This window comes from Streptomyces sp. 12E, from assembly GCF_055633275.1.
In genome coordinates, this window is sequence record NZ_JBVNCJ010000001.1 from 2835949 (window position 1) to 2855303 (window position 19355).

Annotated in this window: 16 protein-coding genes; 4 read left to right on the forward strand and 12 right to left on the reverse strand. The window is 73.1% G+C overall.

The genetic code is table 11. The annotated features are described in order from the left end of the window. Positions 1-117: 117 nt before the first annotated feature. The 6 genes from ACZ8ZB_RS13305 to ACZ8ZB_RS13330 all read right to left on the reverse strand — a co-directional run bounded on the left by ACZ8ZB_RS13305 (position 118) and on the right by ACZ8ZB_RS13330 (position 7857). On the reverse strand, positions 118-1536 hold the full coding sequence (locus ACZ8ZB_RS13305; protein WP_470737922.1) for an NAD-dependent malic enzyme: 1419 nt from the start codon (positions 1534-1536) through the stop codon (positions 118-120). 385 nt (positions 1537-1921) lie between these two features. Further along, the gene (locus ACZ8ZB_RS13310; RefSeq protein ID WP_470737923.1) at positions 1922-4219 is read right to left on the reverse strand and encodes a HelD family protein; all 2298 of its coding nucleotides are present in this window, start codon (positions 4217-4219) and stop codon (positions 1922-1924) included. 60 nt (positions 4220-4279) lie between these two features. Then, on the reverse strand, positions 4280-5041 hold the full coding sequence (locus ACZ8ZB_RS13315; RefSeq protein WP_470737924.1) for a zf-HC2 domain-containing protein: 762 nt from the start codon (positions 5039-5041) through the stop codon (positions 4280-4282). Positions 5042-5106: 65 nt separating this feature from the next. Continuing rightward, complete coding sequence (locus tag ACZ8ZB_RS13320; RefSeq protein WP_004930798.1) at positions 5107-5691, reverse strand: sigma-70 family RNA polymerase sigma factor; 585 nt, start codon at positions 5689-5691, stop codon at positions 5107-5109. 276 nt (positions 5692-5967) lie between these two features. After that, entirely contained in the window at positions 5968-6564 is a 597-nt protein-coding gene (locus ACZ8ZB_RS13325; RefSeq protein ID WP_470737925.1) for a CGNR zinc finger domain-containing protein, read from the reverse strand. Between the two features lie 165 nt (positions 6565-6729). Further along, positions 6730-7857, reverse strand: a complete 1128-nt coding sequence (locus ACZ8ZB_RS13330) for a saccharopine dehydrogenase family protein (protein ID WP_470737926.1) — start codon at positions 7855-7857, stop codon at positions 6730-6732. Positions 7858-7966: 109 nt separating this feature from the next. On the opposite strand from ACZ8ZB_RS13330, the gene ACZ8ZB_RS13335 reads away from it, so the two are divergent. After that, complete coding sequence (locus ACZ8ZB_RS13335) at positions 7967-8965, forward strand: helix-turn-helix domain-containing protein (RefSeq protein ID WP_470737927.1); 999 nt, start codon at positions 7967-7969, stop codon at positions 8963-8965. A gap of 10 nt (positions 8966-8975) precedes the next feature. Further along, a complete protein-coding gene (locus ACZ8ZB_RS13340) occupies positions 8976-9554 on the forward strand; it encodes a YdeI/OmpD-associated family protein (protein ID WP_470737928.1) in 579 nt (192 codons plus the stop codon). 48 nt (positions 9555-9602) lie between these two features. Here the strand turns inward: ACZ8ZB_RS13340 and ACZ8ZB_RS13345 are convergent, their stop codons facing one another. The 3 genes from ACZ8ZB_RS13345 to ACZ8ZB_RS13355 all read right to left on the reverse strand — a co-directional run bounded on the left by ACZ8ZB_RS13345 (position 9603) and on the right by ACZ8ZB_RS13355 (position 13053). Further along, positions 9603-10760, reverse strand: a complete 1158-nt coding sequence (locus ACZ8ZB_RS13345; RefSeq protein ID WP_470737929.1) for a uroporphyrinogen-III synthase — start codon at positions 10758-10760, stop codon at positions 9603-9605. A 129-nt stretch (positions 10761-10889) separates the two neighbouring features. Then, positions 10890-12248: a nitrate/nitrite transporter gene (locus ACZ8ZB_RS13350; RefSeq protein ID WP_470737930.1), complete on the reverse strand. Its 1359-nt coding sequence runs from the start codon at positions 12246-12248 to the stop codon at positions 10890-10892. A 334-nt stretch (positions 12249-12582) separates the two neighbouring features. Then, positions 12583-13053: an ATP-binding protein gene (locus ACZ8ZB_RS13355; RefSeq protein WP_470737931.1), complete on the reverse strand. Its 471-nt coding sequence runs from the start codon at positions 13051-13053 to the stop codon at positions 12583-12585. Between the two features lie 227 nt (positions 13054-13280). Between ACZ8ZB_RS13355 and ACZ8ZB_RS13360 the strand changes: the two genes are divergently transcribed. Continuing rightward, entirely contained in the window at positions 13281-14132 is an 852-nt protein-coding gene (locus ACZ8ZB_RS13360; RefSeq protein WP_470737932.1) for a helix-turn-helix domain-containing protein, read from the forward strand. A gap of 10 nt (positions 14133-14142) precedes the next feature. Further along, complete coding sequence (locus ACZ8ZB_RS13365; protein ID WP_470737933.1) at positions 14143-14316, forward strand: DUF397 domain-containing protein; 174 nt, start codon at positions 14143-14145, stop codon at positions 14314-14316. A 45-nt stretch (positions 14317-14361) separates the two neighbouring features. Here ACZ8ZB_RS13365 and ACZ8ZB_RS13370 read toward each other — a convergent pair whose 3' ends face one another. The 3 genes from ACZ8ZB_RS13370 to ACZ8ZB_RS13380 are packed head-to-tail and all read right to left on the reverse strand — an operon-like array spanning position 14362 to position 19339. Further along, positions 14362-15684, reverse strand: coding sequence for an acyltransferase family protein (locus ACZ8ZB_RS13370; protein ID WP_470737934.1), 1323 nt, complete (start codon positions 15682-15684; stop codon positions 14362-14364). Beyond that, complete coding sequence (locus ACZ8ZB_RS13375; protein ID WP_470737935.1) at positions 15681-17882, reverse strand: polysaccharide deacetylase family protein; 2202 nt, start codon at positions 17880-17882, stop codon at positions 15681-15683. The genes ACZ8ZB_RS13370 and ACZ8ZB_RS13375 overlap by 4 nt, the downstream gene beginning before the upstream one ends. Further along, on the reverse strand, positions 17882-19339 hold the full coding sequence (locus ACZ8ZB_RS13380) for a hypothetical protein (RefSeq protein ID WP_470737936.1): 1458 nt from the start codon (positions 19337-19339) through the stop codon (positions 17882-17884). The genes ACZ8ZB_RS13375 and ACZ8ZB_RS13380 overlap by 1 nt, the downstream gene beginning before the upstream one ends. Positions 19340-19355 lie beyond the last annotated feature (16 nt).

Sequence of the window (19355 nt, forward strand, 5' to 3'; positions counted from 1 at the left end):
GAAGGGCGCCACGGCCCGGCCGCCACCATAGAGGGCGACCAGGATCTCCGGGTGCCCCGACGCGCCGGTCCCAACCCGCCGTGGTGATCCTCACAGCCCGCCGGGCGGCGGGTCTCCCTAGGAGGCCGACGCCCCCGCCGCCTTCGCCGCGTCGCGCACCGCGCCGGCGACGGCGCCGGCGACCTTGTCGTTGAAGACGCTGGGGATGATGTAGTTCGGGTTGAGTTCGTCCTCGGTGACCACGTCGGCCAGGGCCTGGGCGGCGGCGAGCATCATCTCGGTGTTGACCGTGCGGGACTGGGCGTCGAGCAGGCCGCGGAAGACGCCCGGGAAGACCAGCACGTTGTTGATCTGGTTGGGGAAGTCGGAGCGGCCGGTGGCGACAACGGCCGCCGACTGGCGGGCGATTGCCGGGTCCACCTCGGGGTCGGGGTTCGCGAGCGCGAACACGATCGCGTCCTCGGCCATCGCGGACACGTCCGTGCCGTCGAGGACGTTGGGGGCGGAGACGCCGATGAAGACGTCCGCGCCGCGCACGGCCTCCTTCAGGGTGCCGGTGAGGTTCTCGGGGTTGGTGTTGTCGGCGATCCAGCGCAGCGCGGAGCCGGGGGCGGCGTCGACGAGGTCGGCGCGGCCGGCGTGCACGACGCCGTGGATGTCGGCCACCACGGCGTTCTTCACCCCGGCGGCCAGCAGCAGCTTCAGGATGGCCGTCCCGGCCGCGCCGGCGCCGGACATCACCACGCGGATGTTCTCGATGGCCTTGCCGGTGACCCGCAGGGCGTTGGTCAGGGCCGCCAGGACGACGATCGCGGTGCCGTGCTGGTCGTCGTGGAAGACGGGGATGTCCAGGGCCTCGCGCAGCCGGGCCTCGATCTCGAAGCAGCGGGGGGCGGAGATGTCCTCGAGGTTGATGCCGGCGAAGCCCGGCGCGATGGCCTTGACGATCTCCACGATCGCGTCGGTGTCCTGGGTGTCCAGGCACAGCGGCCAGGCGTCGATGCCGGCGAACCGCTTGAACAGGGCCGCCTTGCCCTCCATCACCGGCAGCGCGGCCTTCGGGCCGATGTTGCCCAGCCCCAGCACCGCCGAGCCGTCCGTCACGACCGCAACGGAGTTGCGCTTGATGGTCAGGCGGCGCGCGTCCTCGGGGTTCTCCGCGATCGCCATGCACACCCGGGCCACCCCGGGCGTGTAGACCATGGACAGGTCGTCACGGTTGCGGATGGGGTGCTTCGACGCCATCTCGATCTTGCCGCCGAGGTGCATCAGGAACGTACGGTCGGAGACCTTGCCCAGCGTGACGCCCTCGATGCCCCGCAGCTGCTCGACGATCTCGTCGGCGTGCGACGTGGAGGAAGCCGCGATGGTGACGTCGATGCGGAGCTTCTCGTGGCCGGACGCGGTGACGTCGAGGCCGGTCACCGAGCCTCCGGAGGACTCCACGGCCGTGGTGAGCTGCGATACGGCGGTTCCGCTCGCGGGCACCTCCAGCCGGATCGTCATCGAGTAGGAGACGCTGGGCGCCGTTGCCATGGCCGACTTCCTCTGCTTTCACCGTGCCGCTGAATGTGCCGTCCGATCGTCGCACCTACCCCTGAGTACGCGGTAGCCGCCCTTGAATTGCGGACGTTTTGTTCATCAACGTATACCGGATCGCGGAAACTCATTTCCGCGATCCGGAGTCGGCCGGGCAGAAGAAGAGGCCCACGTCACCAAGGAGCGACGTGGGCCTCTCGAACACCTGAGTGACACCGACCCGCCATGCTCGCCTCGCGGCAAGTGGTCGCTCGAAGCGACTATGGTTGGGCCCGGGGGCTTGGATCGGGCCGGTGCCACGTCCAAGGCTAACAAACGGATCCGGTGAGGCCATTCCCGCGGCGCAAACCTTTTTCCGGGCGCCCCTCGGTCCCTCGCTTCCTCAGTCCCTCAGCAGATCCGGCACCCCGGCCGCGTCGGGCTCGTCGCGGTCCGCCGAGACCACCGTCAGCTGCTGCGTGGCCCGGGTCAGGGCGACGTACAGGACCCGCAGGCCGGCCGGGGACTCGTCGGCGATCTCCGCCGGGGAGACGACGACCGTCGCGTCGTACTCCAGGCCCTTGGCCTCCAGGCTGCCGAGCGCCACCACGCGGCCGCCGAGCCCGTCGAGCCAGCGCCGGGCCTCCTCGCGGCGCTGCATGGCGACGACCACGCCGACGGTGCCGTCCACCCGGTCCAGCAGCCGGGCCGCCTCCGCGCGCACCGTCTCGCCCAGCGGGCCCTCGGCGACGGAGAAGCGCGGCTCCACGCCGGTGGAGCGGACCGCCCTCGGCGACTGCGAGCCCGGCATGGCGAGGGCGAGGACCTTCGACGCCAGCTCGGCGATCTCGGCGGGGTTGCGGTAGTTCACGGTGAGCTCGAAGCGGCGGCGCGGACGGCTGCCGAGGGCCTCGTCGCGGGCCTGGGCGGCCTCGTCGGGGTCGGACCAGGAGGACTGGGCCGGGTCGCCCACGATCGTCCAGGTGGCGTGCCGGCCGCGGCGGCCGACCATGCGCCACTGCATCGGGGTGAGGTCCTGGGCCTCGTCGACGATGACGTGCGCGTACTCGACGCGCTCCTGGGCGAGCCGCTCGGCCCGCTCGCGCTGGCTCTCCTCGCGCACCGGCATCAGCTCCTCCAGGCCGGTGAGCTGGTCCAGCGGGTCGAGCTCGCGCTTCCTGCGGGGGCGGGCCGGGGCGCCGAGGATCGCCTGGAGCTCGTCGAGCATCGCGATGTCGTGCACGGAGCGGCCGCCGCGCTTCAGCGCGCGGGCGACCTTGCGGACCTCGCCCGGGTTGAGGACGCGCCGGGCCCAGCGGCCCAGGCGCTTCTCGTCCGCCATGGCGTCCAGGACGGCGTCCGGGGTCAGCTCGGGCCACCAGGCGTCGAGGAAGGCGGTGAAGTCGTCCTCGGAGGTGACGTCCTCGTCGAAGGAGGCGCGCAGCTCCGCGGCCAGCTCCGGGTCGGTGTGCCGCTTCCCGGCGCCGGAGCGCTCCCACAGGGCGTCGAGGAGCAGCTTGCGGGCGCGGGGGCGCAGCAGGTTGACCGGGGCGGTGCCGCCGAGGGCGGTGCGGCGGACGTCCGCCAGTTCCCCCGCCTCCAGTTCCAGGCGGCGGCCGAAGGCGACGACCCGCAGCCGCTGGGGTGAGTCGTGTCGCTCCAGCGCTCCGCGGGCTGCCTTCCGCAGCACCTTCAGCATGCGGTACGAGCCCTTGACGCGGGCCACCGACGGGGAGTCGTACAGCGTGGCCTCGGCGCCGTCGACCAGCGAGCCGATGGCGCGGATGGCGACCTGGCCCTCTTCGCCCAGGGAGGGCAGCACGCCCTCGGTGTAGGCGACCAGGAGCGGGGTGGGCGAGACGATCAGGATGCCGCCCGCGTACCGGCGCCGGTCCTGGTAGAGGAGGTAGGCCGCGCGGTGCAGGGCGACGGCGGTCTTGCCGGTGCCGGGGCCGCCCTCGACGTACGTCACGGAGGCGGCGGGGGCGCGGATCACCAGGTCCTGCTCGGCCTGGATGGACGCCACGATGTCCCGCATGGTGTGCGTACGGGCCTGGCCGAGCGCGGCCATCAGGGCGCCGTCGCCGATCACGGGCAGCTCGCGGCCGTCCAGGGACGCCGTCAGCTCGGGGCGCATCAGGTCGTCCTCGACGCTCCGGACCCGGCGGCCCTTGGAGCGGATGACGCGGCGGCGCACGACCCGGCCGGGGTCGACCGGGGTGGAGCGGTAGAAGGGGGCGGCGGCCGGCGCCCGCCAGTCGATGACCAGCGGGGCGTAGTCCTCGTCCAGGACGCCGATGCGGCCGATGTGCAGGGTCTCGGCGATGTCGGCGGTGTTGTCGGGGCGCACGGCGCCCTCGGCGGGCTCGACGGCGGTGTACGCGCCGTCGGGGCCCTTCTTGCCGTCCCTGCCGAGGAGCAGGTCGATGCGGCCGAAGAGGAAGTCCTCGTACTCGTTGTTCAGCCGGTTGAGGTGGACGCCGGCCCGGAAGACCTGGGCGTCCCGCTCGGCGAGGGCGCCGGGCGTGCCGACCTGGCCGCGCCGGGCGGCGTCGCGCATGAGGAACTCGGCCTCGTGGATCTTCTCCTCGAGGCGCCGGTACACCCGGTCGAGGTGTTCCTGTTCGACTCGGATCTCCCGGTCGCGAACGGAGTCGTGAACCGGATCGACCGCGGTTTGCTGTTGAGCCTGAGCGGCCACCGGGCCCCCTTCTGACGTGCTGGGCAGCCGTCAACCGTACGCGAAGGGGGCCCCGGAAGGCTACGCGTCGACCTCGACGAGCAGCTTGCCGTCGAAGGTCATGACCTGGAAGTGGTCGATCTCGTTCGGCTGGAAGGCGGCGCCTCCCTGGACGTACAGCGGCTGCCTGGCCTTCTCCGACGTGGCGTCCGGCAGTCCGTAGCCCTCGCCGGGGACGGACCAGGAGTTCACCGTCTCGCGCTCGCCGTTCTTGCCGACGGCGATCAGCGAGCACTTCTGCTCGCCCTTGACGTTCTTCAGCTCCGTGACGATCTCGGTGCCCCAGAGCTTCTTCTCCAGGGCCACGGTCGCGGTCACCTGGCTGCCGGGGTCGGTCGCCATGATCTTGTCGGAGCTCTTGTCGAACGCCTCCTTCGCCGGGTTGGCCACGAGCGTCCGCTCGGTACCGCCCCCGCCCCCGCTCTCGTCGCCCCCGCCGCTGGCCGCCACGGCCACGAACGGACCGCTGACGATCAGCGCGCCGGCGGCGGCCACCATGTAGAAGTTGCGGCGGCGCTTCCTGGCGCGGCGCTCGGCCACCTCGTCGACCAGCCTCTCCACCACACGCGGGGAGGGCTTGGCGGACAGCGACTCGCCCAGCGCGGGCGTCCCGGTGCCGGGCAGGTCCGCGAGCGCGGCCAGCATCGGCTCCATGCCGGCGAGTTCGTCGAGCTGCTGGGCGCACCAGTCGCAGGTCGCGAGGTGCGCCTCGAAAGCGGTTGCTTCGGCATCGTCGAGGATGCCGAGGGCGTAGGCGCCGACGGTCTCGTGTTCGTTCGGCACCGGTGATCCCTGCATGGGACCAGACATACCCGTGCCACCCTCTCCGTATCCCCCGTAGACCCTCGTCACGCCGTCACCCCCCGCTCCTCCAGAGCCAGCTTCATCGACCGCAGGGCGTAGAAGACCCGGGAGCGGACGGTGCCGCTGGGTATGCCGAGTGTCTGCGCCGCCTCATTGACGGTACGCCCCTTGAAGTACGTCTCGACGAGTACCTCCCGGTGGGCCGGGGTCAGGTCGTCGAGCGCGTCCGACAGCGTCATCAGCCACAGCGCCTTGTCGATCTCGTCCTCCGCGGGGATGACCTCCAGCGGCGACGGATCGACCTCCTGCGGCCGGGCCTGCCGGCTGCGGTGGCCGTCGATGACGATGCGTCGGGCGACCGTCACCAGCCAGGGGCGTACCGAACCGGTCGCCCGATTGAGCTGACCGGCGTTCTTCCAGGCACGGATGAGCGTTTCCTGGACGACGTCCTCGGCGCGCTGCCGGTCTCCGGCGACCAGCCGCAGGACGTAGGCCAGCAGAGGTCCGGCGTGCTCGCGGTACAGCGCACGCATCAGCTCCTCGTCGGGTTCCGAGGGCTGTGAGGACATGCGATGTCGGGCCCTCGCTCCACGTTCATTGGCCACGGCCGCATCCTTGCGCACGCCCACCTCCGGTGTCCGGGGGATTCCCCGTCGGTCGCTCGACAACCGGTACGGACGGTGGCGGGCGGGTGTTCAAAGGGAGGTGACGGTTTTCGGCGAGCTCGTGTGACGACCGGGACATGAACCCACAATCCCCCCGCCGCTTCTTTACATTTCCGACACGACGACAGGAGTGTGACGTCGATCACAGCGAAGGAACGGTGAACTGCGGCGCGACCGGCGTCACTTCACCACTCCCCGCGGGCGGCGCACGGAAGGCCCGCGAGTGACACCGGAGTCCGGCTAGGCACGCGCCAGTGCCGCGCGCCGCCGGTGGCGGGCCACGCGCTCCCGGTTGCCGCAGGTCTCGCCGGAGCACCAGCGCCGTCTGCGCCCCCGGGACGTGTCGACGTACAGGATCGGGCAGTTGTCGCCCTCGCACTGCCGCAGCCTCGCGCGTACGACGGGGTCGGTGAGCAGGTCCACCGCGTCCCGCGCGACGGCCGCGAGCAGCCCCGCGCGGCCGGGCGGGCCGTCGAGGCGGCGCACCAGCACGCCGTCCTCACCGGGCACCGCGCGGGGCGCCGGGGGCGCCCCGCGGGCCAGCTCGTTCACCCGGGCGAGCGCGAGGTCGTACGAGGGGACGCCGGACGCCGGCCGGCCGCGCACCAACGGGGCGAGCCACCCGCGCAGTTCGCGGAAGGCCGCCGGCCAGGAGGCGTCGGCGTGGGCGAGCACGGTGCCCGCCGGCACGAGCCCCGAGCCGGTGATCCAGGCGCGCAGCACCTCCACGGAGCCGAGCCGCTCCACGGGATGGGTGGTCGCGAGCAGGTCCAGGCAGACCCGCCCGGTGTCGAACCGCAGCTCGTGGGACGCCGTCGTGACCGTACCCAGTGCCATGTTCCTGCCACCGCCTAGGGTGGCCCCGCGCGTGCGGGGCCGGTGAGCGATCCGGGAAACCGTTCCCCTCCCACAGTGCCTGCCCGCACCGGCCCCCGGAACCCCTCCGCCGCCCGGTTGTCGCCGGGCGGCACACCGCCGGCCGGGACGCCCCGCGCGAGGAGTTCACCCGGCGGACGACGGCCGGGCCGGCCTTCGCCCACCGGTGGGGCGGCGGAGCACGGTGCGGTCCCGGTGGTCCCCGGGCGGGGTCGCACCGGACGTCCCGCCGTCCTGTTCCAGGGTGATGTGCGGGGACAGCGCGCGGAGGAAGTCGGGCGCGTCGAAGACCGCGCCGGCGGAGACGACACCGGTCGCCCTGGTCCGTCCCGTGAGGATGCGGTCGAGCGCTTCGACCACGAGCGGCGCGGTGACCGCGTAGATGTCCCGGCCCCTCGCCACGGCACGCCGTTCGACGGCGCCGGAGCGCACGACCGCGTCGACGAGGAAGGTCTGCCCGGACCGTCCGGACTCGTCGGCCGCGGCCGGCACCGGCGTGTCCGGGGCCGCGACGTCCCGCGCCGCCTCCACCGCCATGTGGGTGCGCACCTCGGGGACGGCCAGGTGGCTGGGCACGGTGACGACGTCCGCCATCGTGAACTCCCCGATGACGGGCCGGGGTCCCATCGGGGCGGGGAAGGGCCACTCCAGCGTGGGCAGGTCGTCCCGGTGGTACTCCAGCCGACCGTTCCGGTACCGGACGCCGCGGCCGTCCCGCCGCTGCCGGGAGACCGCGCCGGCGGCACGCGTCCCTGCGGTGGGGTGCCAGCCGCTCAGCCCGTAGGCGATGTGCGCCTCGTCGGCCGCCGTCCAGTCGCCCATCGCCGTGGTGACCAGCAGGTCGCCGAGGCCGCCGTAGAAGGCCATCGCGGGGACGATCAGCGCCCCGGCCTCCCGTGCCCGGTCCGTGAAGTGCGTGAAGGTGTCGACGTTGGCCTCGATCTCGGCCGCCACGTCCACGTACGGGATCCCGGCGCGCAGCGCCGCCTCGATCACCGGGGCGGCCGTCGTGGCGAAGGGCCCGGCGCAGTTGATCACGGCGGCCGCGCCGGCCAGCGCCCGGTCGAGCGAGGCCGGATCGTCGACCGGCGCGGGGCGGGCCTCCAGCCCGGTCCCGTGCGCCAGTGCCTTCAGCTTGCCGGCGTCGCGGCCGGAGAGCACCGGGACGAACCCGCGCTCCCGCAGCTCCGCCACCACGAACCGCCCGGTGTGTCCGTACGCGCCGTACACCGCGACCCTGGGCTCCGTCGTCATGGGTGCTTCCCTCGCTCGAACGACCTGTGGTGCTCCGTCACGACCATCCTGGCGGGGGGCGGGGATCCGCACGAGTGTCCGGAACGACACGCCCCGTACACTTCCGGACGTGGACACTGTCGCGCTGGCCGTCACCGACGGGATGCTTCACTTCGAACTGGCCCTCGCGCAGGAGGTCTTCGGCTCCGCCCCGGACGGCGTGACGGGTCCCTGGTACGACCTCGTCGTCTGCGGTCCCGGCCCGGTGCGGGCCGGACGGTTCCTGCTCGAGCCCGATCACGGACTCGACCGGCTCCCCCACGCCGACACCGTGATCGTCCCGGGCTGGGCCGACGTCGACGAGGCCCCGCCCGCCGAGCTGGTCGACGCGGTGCGCGCGGCCCACGAGGCGGGCGCACGTCTGGTCTCCCTGTGCACGGGCGCCTTCGTGCTGGCCGCCGCCGGCCTGCTGGACGGGCTGCGTGCGACGACGCACTGGGCGCACACCCGGGCGCTGGCCGACCGCCATCCGAAGGTCGAGGTGGACCCGGACGTCCTCTACGTGGACAACGGCGGCGTGCTCACCTCCGCCGGCAAGGCCGCCGCCATGGACCTGTGCCTGCACCTCATCCGCCTCGACCGGGGCTCGGCGACCGCCAACGAGGTCGCCCGCCGCCTGGTCGTGCCACCGCACCGGGACGGCGGCCAGGCCCAGTTCATCCCCGCCCCGGTCCCCGCCCCGGGCCACCACCCCCTCGCCGACCTGCTCCCCTGGGTGCTCGAACGGCTCGACCAGCCGCTGACGGTGGAGGATCTGGCCCGCCGGGCGCGGATGAGCTCCCGCCACCTGGGCCGCCACTTCAGGGCCACGACCGGCACCACCCCGCTGCAGTGGCTGCTCACCCAACGCATCCGTCGGGCCCAGGAGTTGCTGGAGACCACCGACGACAGCGTCGACGCCGTCGCGGCCGCCACCGGCATGGGCACCGCCACCACGCTGCGCCGGCACTTCAACCGCACGGTCGGCCTGCCCCCGCACACCTACCGCCGCACGTTCCGTACCCGCAGCCGCTCCGGCCCCGAGGAGCCCGGCCCGCTCGGCCCGCGGACCGGGGCGCGGCCGGGTTAGCCTGGCCCGCGTGGAGGACTTCGACGGGGTGGAGGTCGTCGCGTTCCCGGACGCGGCGGCCTTCGACGACTGGCTGGCCGAGCACCACACCCGCCGCGAGGGCGTGTGGGTCAAGGTGGCGAAGAAGGCGTCGGGGATCGCGTCGGTCACGGATGGCGAACTGGTCGACGTGGGGCTGTGCTGGGGCTGGATCTCCGGGCAGCGCCGGGGCCTGGACGACCGGTACTACCTGCAGAAGTACGGGCCACGGCGGCCCAGGAGCCTGTGGTCGCGGGTGAACGTCGAGAAGGTCGCGGCGCTGGCGGCGTCGGGCCGGATGCGGGAGCCCGGCCTCGCCGAGGTCCGGCGGGCCCAGGAGGACGGCCGCTGGGACCGCGCGTACGCGTCGCAGGCGACGGCCGTGGTCCCGGACGATCTCGCCGCGGCGCTCGCCGCGGACCCGGTGGCGCGTGCGGCGTTCGACGCGCTCGACCGGACCGCCCGCTACCTCGTGATGCTCCCGCTGCTCCAGGCGGCGACGCCGGAGAGCCGGAGGACACGGCTGGAACGGGCGGTACGGGACCTGGCGGAGGGGCGGCGGGGACGGTGAGGGTCCTCCGGCCCCCGCGGTGTGCGAGCCGCCGCGGTCATGGCCGGCTCACCCGTCCGCGTCGTACTTCGACTCCGCCGCCGGGTCCAGGGCGAGGCGGTAGCCGCGCTTGACGACCGTCTGGATCAGCTTCGGGACGCCCAGGGCGGAACGCAGGCGGGCCATGGCGGTCTCCACCGCGTGCTCGTCGCGGCCCGCGCCCGGAAGGGCGCGCAGCAGCTCCGCGCGGGGGACGACCCAGCCGGGCCGTCGGGACAGCGCCCGCAGCAGCGACATCCCGGCCGGGGGGACGGGCCGGAGCGCGCCGTCCACCAGGACCGCGTGCCCCCGGATCTCCACCCGGTGCCCGGCGACGGGCAACGTGCGGGCCCGCGCGGGCAGTTCCCGGCAGAGCAGCTGGACCAGCGGGCCGAGCCGGAAGCGTTCGGGCTGCACCGTGTCGATGCCGCGGGCCTGCAACGGCAGCGCGGTGACCGGGCCGACGCAGGCGGACAGCACGTCGTGGCCGAGCGCGGCGAGCAGGTCGTCGAGCAGCCCGCGCTCCTGAGCGCGGGACAGCAGGGACGCGGCGGCCGGCGCGCTGGTGAAGGTGACCGCGTCCAGGGTCCGGGCGACGCATCCGTCGACGAGGCGGTCCACCGGACCGAGGTCCTCCGGCGGCAGCCACCGGTAGACCGGCACCCCCACCACCTCCGCTCCCCCGGCCCGCAGCGACTCCACGAACCCGGGCAGCGGCTCACCGTGCAGCTGTACGGCGATCCGCAGCCCGTCGACGCCCTCCTCGAGGAGCCGGTCGAGCACCTCGGCCAGCGACTCCGACGCCGGCGACCACTCCTCGGTCAGCCCGGCGGCCCGGATCGCGCCCTTCACCTTGGGGCCGCGCGCCAGGATCCGCACCCCGCGCAGCCGCGCCAGCAGGTCCTCGCCCAGCCCCCAGCCGTCGGCGGCCTCCACCCACCCCCGGAATCCGATGGCGGTGGTGGCGACCGCGATGTCCGGGGCCTGCCCGATGATCTCCTTGGTGGCGGCCAGCAGCTCGCTGTCGTCGGCGAGCGGCACGATCCGCAGGGCCGGGGCGTGCAGCACGGCGGCTCCGCGCCGCTCGAGCAGCGCGCCCAGCTCGTCGGCCCGGCGCGCCGCGGTCACCCCCACGGTGAACCCCGCGAGGGGCCCGTGCTCCGGCGGCTGCTCTTGTTCGTCGTCCATGGCTCTCGTCCCGGCTCGAGTCGGCGTACTGCGGGAAGGTACGGCTCCGCCTCCCCGCCGGTCGAGCCTGTCAACGATGCGTGACAGGCCCGGTTCGGCTTCATGTCACCAGTGTTACGTCACTTCGCGTCACACGTCGGCGTAGCTGAGCTGCGGCTTCTCCTCCTCAGCCGGGCCCGTGTCACCCGCACGGGCCGCCGGGCGACGAAGGTATACCGCCCAGGTGACCGCGAAGCAGACCGCGTAGCAGGCGAGGAAGGCGACGAACGCGCCGGTGCCGGAGCCGTAGGAGAGGAAGGACTGGCGGAAGGCCAGGTTGATGCCGACCCCGCCCAGCGCGCCCACCGCGCCGATCAGGCCCATGGAGGCGCCCGACAGCCGCCGCCCGTACGCGGCCGCCTCCTCCCCCGCGAGCCCCTTGGCCCGTGCCTTCGCCTGGAAGATGCCGGGGATCATCTTGTACGTCGACCCGTTGCCGAGGCCGGTCAGCACGAACAGCACCACGAAGGCGACGGTGAACAGCGCCAGCGACTTCTGCATGGAGGCGACGATCAGCACCGCCGTCGCCGCGCCCATGGCGACGAAGTTCCACAGCGTGATCCGCGCGCCGCCGTACCGGTCGGCGAGCGAGCCCCCCACCGGGCGGATCAGGGAACCGAGCAGCGGCCCGATGAAGGTGACGTACGCGGCCTCGAGCGGCGTGCGGTCGAACTGGTTCTGCAGCACCTGCCCGAAGGCGAAGCTGTAGCCGATGAACGAGCCGAAGGTGCCGATGTAGAGGAACGCCATGATCCAGGTGTGCGCGTCCCGCGCGGCGTCCTTGGCGGCGCCGGTGTCGTTCTTCACCGAGGCCAGGTTGTCCATGTACAGCGCGGCGAGCACGGCGGCGACGACGATCAGCGGGATGTAGACGCCGAGCAGCACACGGGGTCCGCCGCTCGCGCCGATGATCGCGAGGGCGGCGAGCTGGATCACCGGGACGCCGATGTTGCCGCCGCCGGCGTTCAGCCCGAGCGCCCAGCCCTTCTTCCGCAGCGGGAAGAAGGCGTTGATGTTGGTCATGGAGGAGGCGAAGTTGCCGCCGCCGATCCCGGCCAGCAGGCCGACCAGCAGGAACGTGGAGAAGGACGTCCCCGGTTCCATCACGGCGAACGCGGCGACGGTGGGCACGAGCAGCAGCCCCGCGCTGATCACCGTCCAGTTCCGCCCGCCGAAGACCGCGACGGCGAAGGTGTACGGCACCCGGACCACGGCGCCGACGAGCGTGACCATCGACGTCAGCAGGAACTTGTCGGCCGGGGTGAGCCCGTACTCCGGGCCCATGAAGAGCACCAGCACGGACCACATCGTCCAGATCGAGAACCCGATGTGCTCGGAGAGCACGGAGAAGAGCAGGTTGCGGCGGGCGACCTTCTCCCCGGTGCGGTTCCAGAAGGTCTCGTCCTCCGGGTCCCACTGCTGGATCCAGCGGCCGCTGCGGGCTGTCATGAGGCCTCCACTGCTCTCCGGGGGCGCGGGCGGTGCCGCGAGGGGATGGTCCCGAAGGTAGGGAGGGGGCGTTTCGGCGCTGTGGCGGGCGGTGACCGCCAGGGAACGTTGCGCTCACCCGGGGCGGGGGCGGGATGAGAGGTGTCCGGCACCGGCCGGACACCGCGCCGTGAGGCTCTCCGGCGCCGCGGGGGCTGCCAGTGGGGGGTTCTGCCGGGGAGGGGTTCTGCCGGGGTGGGGCGACTGGGCGAGCTTGCCCGTACGGGGGCTGGGGCGGGGCGCCGTAGGGGCCGGGCGCCCGTTGCTCATCCGCCCTCGCCCCTGGCCACACCGTTCACTTCCGCAACGGGGGCAGTGCGGCACGCCCGCCCACCTCGAACCAGAGCAGTTTCCCGGACCCTCGCCCCAGCGTGCCGTCACCGAGGGTCCACCCTCCCCAGGAGTCGGCGTACTCCTGCACGAGGCGCAGTCCGCGACCGGACCCGGCGTCGAGCGGAGCGAGCGGGACGGAGTCGTCGCCGGCCCCGCCGAACGGGGCGGGGACGTGCGGGTCGCTGTCCCACACCCCGACCCGCAGCCGACCGCCGCTCAGGCCCGTGAGCCGCAAGGAGGCGGGCCCCTCGGTGTGCAGGTAGGCGTTGGTGACCAGCTCCGACGTCAACAACTCCACGACGTCGACGGCGTCCTGCCTGCCGTGACCGTCGAGCGCGGCCCGCACCGTCATACGTGCGACGCGTACGGCGCGGGGGTCACGGGGGAGGCGAAGAGCGTACGTCCAGGGCTGGGGCGGGGCTACGGTGACCATGGTCGTCTCCGGGGTTCGAAGGGACTCGGGCTCGCTCAACGACTCCGTCGGACGGTGGCGGTGCCGCGGTTCGCGGTGCACTTCCGGCTCACGGAGCGGAGGGCCGAACGTTGTGCGACCACCGTAGGGCCGATGGTTAGATGGTTCCTACGAAACCATCGGAAACCATCCATGCTTCACTCGTGCGAGGGAGAAACGCGCCGCCTCGCGGCCGGGAGGGACACACTTTGCCGCCCACGAACAATCCAACGCTGCGGCAGCGGAGACTGGGCGCTGAGCTGCGCAAGCTCCGTGAACGAGCCGGCCTCACCGCGACCGGCGCCGGTGAACTGCTCGGCGTCAACCAGGCGCGCATCAGCATGATCGAGACGGGCCGCACGCCCGTCAGTGCCGACCGGATCCACTCCATGGCACACGCCTACGCCTGCCCCGACGCCGCGTTGGTCGACGCGTTGGCCGCGATGACCGGGCGGCGGTCGCGGGGCTGGTGGGAGGAGTACCGCGAGCATCTTCCGGTGGGCCTCATCGACCTCGCCGAGCTGGAGCACCACGCGGCAGCCCTGCGCGTGGCGCTGGTCGTCCACATCCCGGCGCTCCTCCAGACCACGGACCACGCCCGTGCGCTCTTCTGCGAAGCGGTGCCGCCTTTGAGACAGTACGAGATCGAGCACCGCGTGACGCACCGCATCAAGCGCCAGGGCATTCTCCACCGGGAGTGCCCACCGCCCTATACGGCGGTGATCCACGAGTCCGCGCTGCGCATGGGGTACGGCAGCTCCACGACCGTCCGTGCCCAGCTCCGGCACCTGCTGGACATGAGCGAACTGGAACACGTCACCGTCCGGGTCATCCCGTTCGGCAAGGGCTCCTTCCCCGGAACGGGACAGTCGATCGACTACCTGCTGGGGCCCGTCCCACAGCTCGACACCGTGCAGCTGGACACCCACCACGGGTGCGAATTCCTTGACGCGGAGGCCCAGTTGAACAAGTACCGTTCAGTGCTCGACCGCATGGAATCGAACGCCCTCAAACCTGCCGAGTCCCGCGACCTGATCCACCGCATCGCCCAGGAGACCTGAGAGAGTCACTATGTCCGATCACGTATGGCGCAAGTCCTCCTACAGCCCCGACGCCTCCAACTGCGTCGAAGTGGCCACCACTCCCGCCACCGTCCTCATACGCGACTCGAAGGACACGTCCGGCCCCCGGCTCGGCCTCTCCCCCACCGCGTGGGTCGCCTTCCTCGCCCACCTCACGAAGTGACCGCTGGGCCACCGTCCGACCCCGGTGGCCCAGGCGACCGTGACGTCAGCCCCGGTGCGCCCCGGCGCTCGGCCGGGGCCGCCCGTTCTTGCTCCCGTTCGGCCACAGGCGCGGCCTGCGTTTCGCCGCGAGGTCCTCGACCCAGCCGACCGCGAGGATCATCAGGCCGATGAGCGGCCAGACCAGGGCGAACGACCAGAACATGTTCGTGCTGTCGAGCGCGTTCACCGCGCGCTCGCTCTGCATGAACGGAAGCCGGTACAGCAGGTCGTAGATCGGCACCGTCGCCATGATGAGCAGGTTGTGCCACAGGTAGATGGTCATCGCCCGGCTGTTGGAGAGGGTGACCATCCGGTCCCACCTCGCCAGGCGCCCCGGAAGCTCCCGCCACGACGGGGAGTACTGGAGCAGGATCACCACGAACCCGAACGACCAGGTGGCCTGGGCCAGCGGGATCTCGTTCAGGTCCCAGCCCTCGGGGCCCCGGTGGTCCGAGGCCCACCACAGGCCGAAGGCCATCACCAGCGACGCGCAGGAGACGGAGACGTACCGGGGGATCTGCTTCAGCAGGCCCTCGTGATGGGCGAAACCCAGCACCCAGCAGCTGCCGTAGACGGCGAAGTCGGTGACCGCGTTGCCCGTCTCGCCGGGGATGGTCACCAGGCCCGTGCCGACGACCGCCGTCAGACCCAGCGGGGCCAGCAGCGTCGGCCAGGGGGCCCGGCGGAACAGCCACAGCAGCAGCGGTGAGGCGAGGACGAACCACAGGTAGGCACGGAGGTACCAGAGCGGTCCCGCGGCCTGGTCCGCCCAGGACCCCTCCAGCCAGCCCAACGGGGCGCCGGCGTCCGCGGGGTAGGGCGGCGCCCCGATCGGGACGATGTAGTGGACCAGCTCGATCCAGCCCCAGGCGCCACCGTGGTCCGGGTCCTCCGAGGGGTTCCAGCCGCCCAGGAACAGCAGCGTCAGCACCACCGCCGCGAACGCCCACAGCGGCGGCAGGAGCCGGCGGACCCGCCCCCGGATCACGCTCAGCGCCGGGCGCTTCAGCGACCGCGCCATCAGCGAGCCCGCCAGCGCGAACATCACGCCCATCGACGGGAACAGCACCGTCAGCCAGGCCCAGCCGAAGAGGTGGTACGCCACGACGCGGACCAGGGCGATGGAGCGCAGCAGGTCCAGATACCGGTCCCGGCCCGGCTTCTCGGACTCCGGGGCGGACTCGGGCGCCGGCTCGGCCGCACGCTGCTGCTGCGGAAGCGTGTACGGCGTCTCCGGGACCGCGCCCGCGCCCCCCGCGTACGGCGTTCCGTACGGGCCCGCCGACTCCGGGCTCGTGCCCGTGCCGGTCGTGTATCCGTGGGTCATGCCACGGGCCTCCGATCATCGCTGTGCGGGGCGCGCTGGCCCGGCACCGCTCCGACGACGGGCGCCCCGACCACGCCGGTGCGCCGCAGCTTCTGCCAGCGCAGGCGGCCGCCGGTGAGCGCGGTGATCCAGGACTGGAGCAGCACGACGTACATGAGCTGGCGGTAGAGGATCTGCTGCAGCGGCAGCGAGATCAGGTGGGTCATGCGTTCGCGGTCGAGGCGGAAGGCGAAGGCCGCGCAGACCGCCTGGATGGCGAGGACGCCCAGCCACGCCATGATCGTCTTCTCGGTCGGGCCGAAGACGATGCCGTAGAGCAGGAAGACGTCGATCAGGGGTGCGAGCAACGGGGCCACGATCATGAACAGGGAGACGAAGGGCAGGCCGATGCGGCCGAAGCGGCCGGAGGGACCCTTGTCGATCACCGCGCGGCGGTGCTTCCAGATGGCCTGCATGGTGCCGTACGACCAGCGGTAGCGCTGCGACCACAGCTGCTGGACGGACTCCGGGGCCTCGGTCCAGGCACGGGCGTTCTCGGCGTAGACCACGCGCCAGCCGGCGCGGTGCAGCGCCATGGTGACGTCGGTGTCCTCGGCGAGGGTGTCGTCGCTCATGCCGCCGATGGGCTCCAGGGCGGAGCGGCGGAAGGCGCCGACCGCGCCGGGGATGGTCGGCATGCAGCCGAGGATGTCGTACATCCGGCGGTCCAGGTTGAAGCCCATCACGTACTCGATGTGCTGCCAGGCGCCGATGAGGCTGTCCTTGTTGCCGACCTTGGCGTTGCCCGCCACCGCGCCGACCCTGGGGTCGCCGAAGGGCTGGACGAGTTCGCGGACGGTGGACGGTTCGAAGACGGTGTCGCCGTCCATCATCACGACGATGTCGTACCGGGCGTTGGCCAGGCCCCGGTTGAGCGCGGCCGGCTTGCCCGCGTTGAGCTGGCGGATCACCCGTACGTTGGGCAGGCCCATCGCCTCGACGATGCGGGCGGTGCCGTCGGTGGAACCGTCGTCGATGACGAGGACCTCGATCGGGTGCTCGCTCGCCATCAGGGAGTTGACGGTGTTCTCGATGCACTTGGCCTCGTTGTACGCCGGCACCAGCACCGTCACCGGTTCGGTGACCGGCGGGCCCCAGCGGAAGTTCCTGCTGCGGACGCGGCGGGCGTGGACGCCGGAGAGGAGCAGCATCAGCACGAAGCGGCCGATGACCAGGGTGCCGATGATCGCGAGGCCGACCACCAGGACGCCGGTGACGTTCTCGGAGGCCTGGACCAGGAAGATCCACGCCTTGCCCTTCCAGAGCTCGGCGCCGGTGACCGGGCTGTGCGCGCTGGGCGCGTCCAGTGCCTCGGTCAGGTTGTCGAACTCGTAGCCCTTCTCCTTCAGGTCGGGCAGGAACCTGTCGAGCGCCTCGACGGTCTGGCTGCGGTCGCCGCCGGAGTCGTGCATCAGGACGATGGCGCCCTTGCCGCCCTCGGGCGTGGCGCGGCGGATGATCTCGTCGACGCCGGGACGCTTCCAGTCCTCGCTGTCGGTGTTGTTGACGACGGTGAGGTAGCCGCGGCTGCCGATGTACTGGGTGACCGGCCAGGTCTCGTTGTCCATGGCCGCGGCGTACGAGGAGTACGGCGGGCGGAAGAGGGAGGTGCGGATGCCGGCCGCGCCGGTGATCGCCAGCTGGTTCTGCGACAGCTCCCAGTCGATGCGCTTGGTGGACTGGAGGGCGAGGTCGGGGTGGTTGAAGGTGTGCAGGCCGATCTCGTGGCCCTCGTCGACCATGCGCTGGACGAGGTCCGGGTAGCGGGAGGCCATGGTGCCGGTGACGAAGAAGACCGCGTGCGCGTCGTGCTTCTTCAGCACGTCGAGCACCCTCGGCGTCCAGGTCGGGTCCGGGCCGTCGTCGAAGGTGAGGACGAGGCGGCGGTCGGGCACGCTCAGGGTCCGGGCCTGTCCGGCGCGGGCGTCGATGACCGGGCCGCCCTCCAGTATCTCCTTGGGCACCTGGGTGGTGGGGGCGGGCTTCTGGACGCGGTGGTCGGCGAGGATCTCGCTGTGCACGTAGCCGCGCAGCATGAGCATGGCCGCCAGGGCGACGAGGACGAGCACGGGGAGCAGCAGGCGCAAGGGCACGCGGCGGCGCGGGGAGCCGCCGCGGGGCCGGCGGGCGGCCCTGCGGCGGGGGGAGCGGGATGCCATCAGAGGACGTTCTCCGGGGACGGTGCGGCGGGGGTGGTGGACGGCTCCGGCTGAGCGGCGGAGCCGTCGGCGGCGACGACCGGCCGGCGGGCGGGGGCGTCGGCGAGGTCGTCGGCGCCCCCGGCCTCACCTCCGGTGGGGGCGGTCGTCACGGGATCGGGGGACTCCGGCACCGGCTGGTCCGCGGGTGGCGCGCTCACGGTGCCGTCCGGGGGCGTGGTGGTGGCGTCGCCGTCGGCGGCCGGTTCGGTGGTGTCCCGCCGGGCCGCCGTGGGTGCCGGGTCGGCGGCGTCCGGCCGGTCCGCGGTGCCGGCTCCGCCGCCCGTCGCGGGCGCGGTGGGGCCGGGCGCGGGCAGCGTGGGGGCGCCGGTGGTCGGCGTGTCGCCCGGGGCGGGGCCGGTGCCGGGCGTGGCGGCGGTCCCCTCGGGCTGCGGTGTCGTCTCGACCTGGCCGGCGGGCTTGTCCTCCTGGCCGGGGACGGGCATCCAGGGGGCGTCGGAGTTGCCGGACAGCAGCGTGGCGACCATGACGACGGCGTAGCCGGCGCTGGCGAGGCCGACGGCCAGGCCGATCCGGCGGTAGAGCCGGCCGCGGCGGCCGGACTCGTCGACGAACACGGGTCCGGCGGCGTCCTGTGCGCCGGCCGCCCGGTGCCTCGGCGCCCGGCGCAGTTCGAGGCCTTCCCCGATCTGCACCGAGTCGAGCTGGACCGTCACCTCGTGCGGGTCGTGGGTGGCCGCGGCGGAGTCGCCGGCCTCCTCCTGCCAGGGGTCACGGACGGGGGCGCGGGAGGCCGTCGGGGCGCCGGGGTCCGAGGGGGGACGCAGGAACCCGGTCGGGGCGCCGGGGTCCGGCGACGGGCCTCCGGGGACCGGCGGGAGGAGGGCCGTCCCGGCGTCGGACGACGGGTGTCCGTGGGCCGGTGGGGAACCGGCCGCTCCGAAGCCTCCCGAGGGGCGTGCCGCGCCCGGCCGGGAGGAGGGTCCCGCCGGCCTGGCGCCGGGGGCGCCGCCCGGCCGGCGGGGGATGCGCAGGGCGGTGGTGCGTTCGGTGTCCCAGGGGCCGTCCGCCGGGCTTCCGGACGGTGCCGCCCGGTACGGCGCGGCGGGGCGCTCGGCGTTGCGGGGACCGTTCGGCCGGCCCCCGGGCGGCGCCGCGGGGCCGCGGGTGGTGCCGTCGTGCGGACCGGGCCGGGCGGGAGGTTCCATGCGGTGGGCGGCGTCGGGCAGCACCTGGGTCCTGTCGTCGCCTCCGGGGAAGGCGCCGAGGCGGTCCCAGCGGTCCTCGGGGAAGCCGGGGCCGAAGCCGGCCTCTCGCGCACCCGCGCCGGGTCCGGCGGGCTCCTCGCCCAGGGGGAGGACCCGCGTCTCACGCAGGTCCTCGTCCTCGGTGTCCCTCCCGAACGCCGATGCACCCTCGGGTCGTTCCGGTTGGGCGTCTTCTCGCCACTTTTCCACGCGCACGCACTTCCCC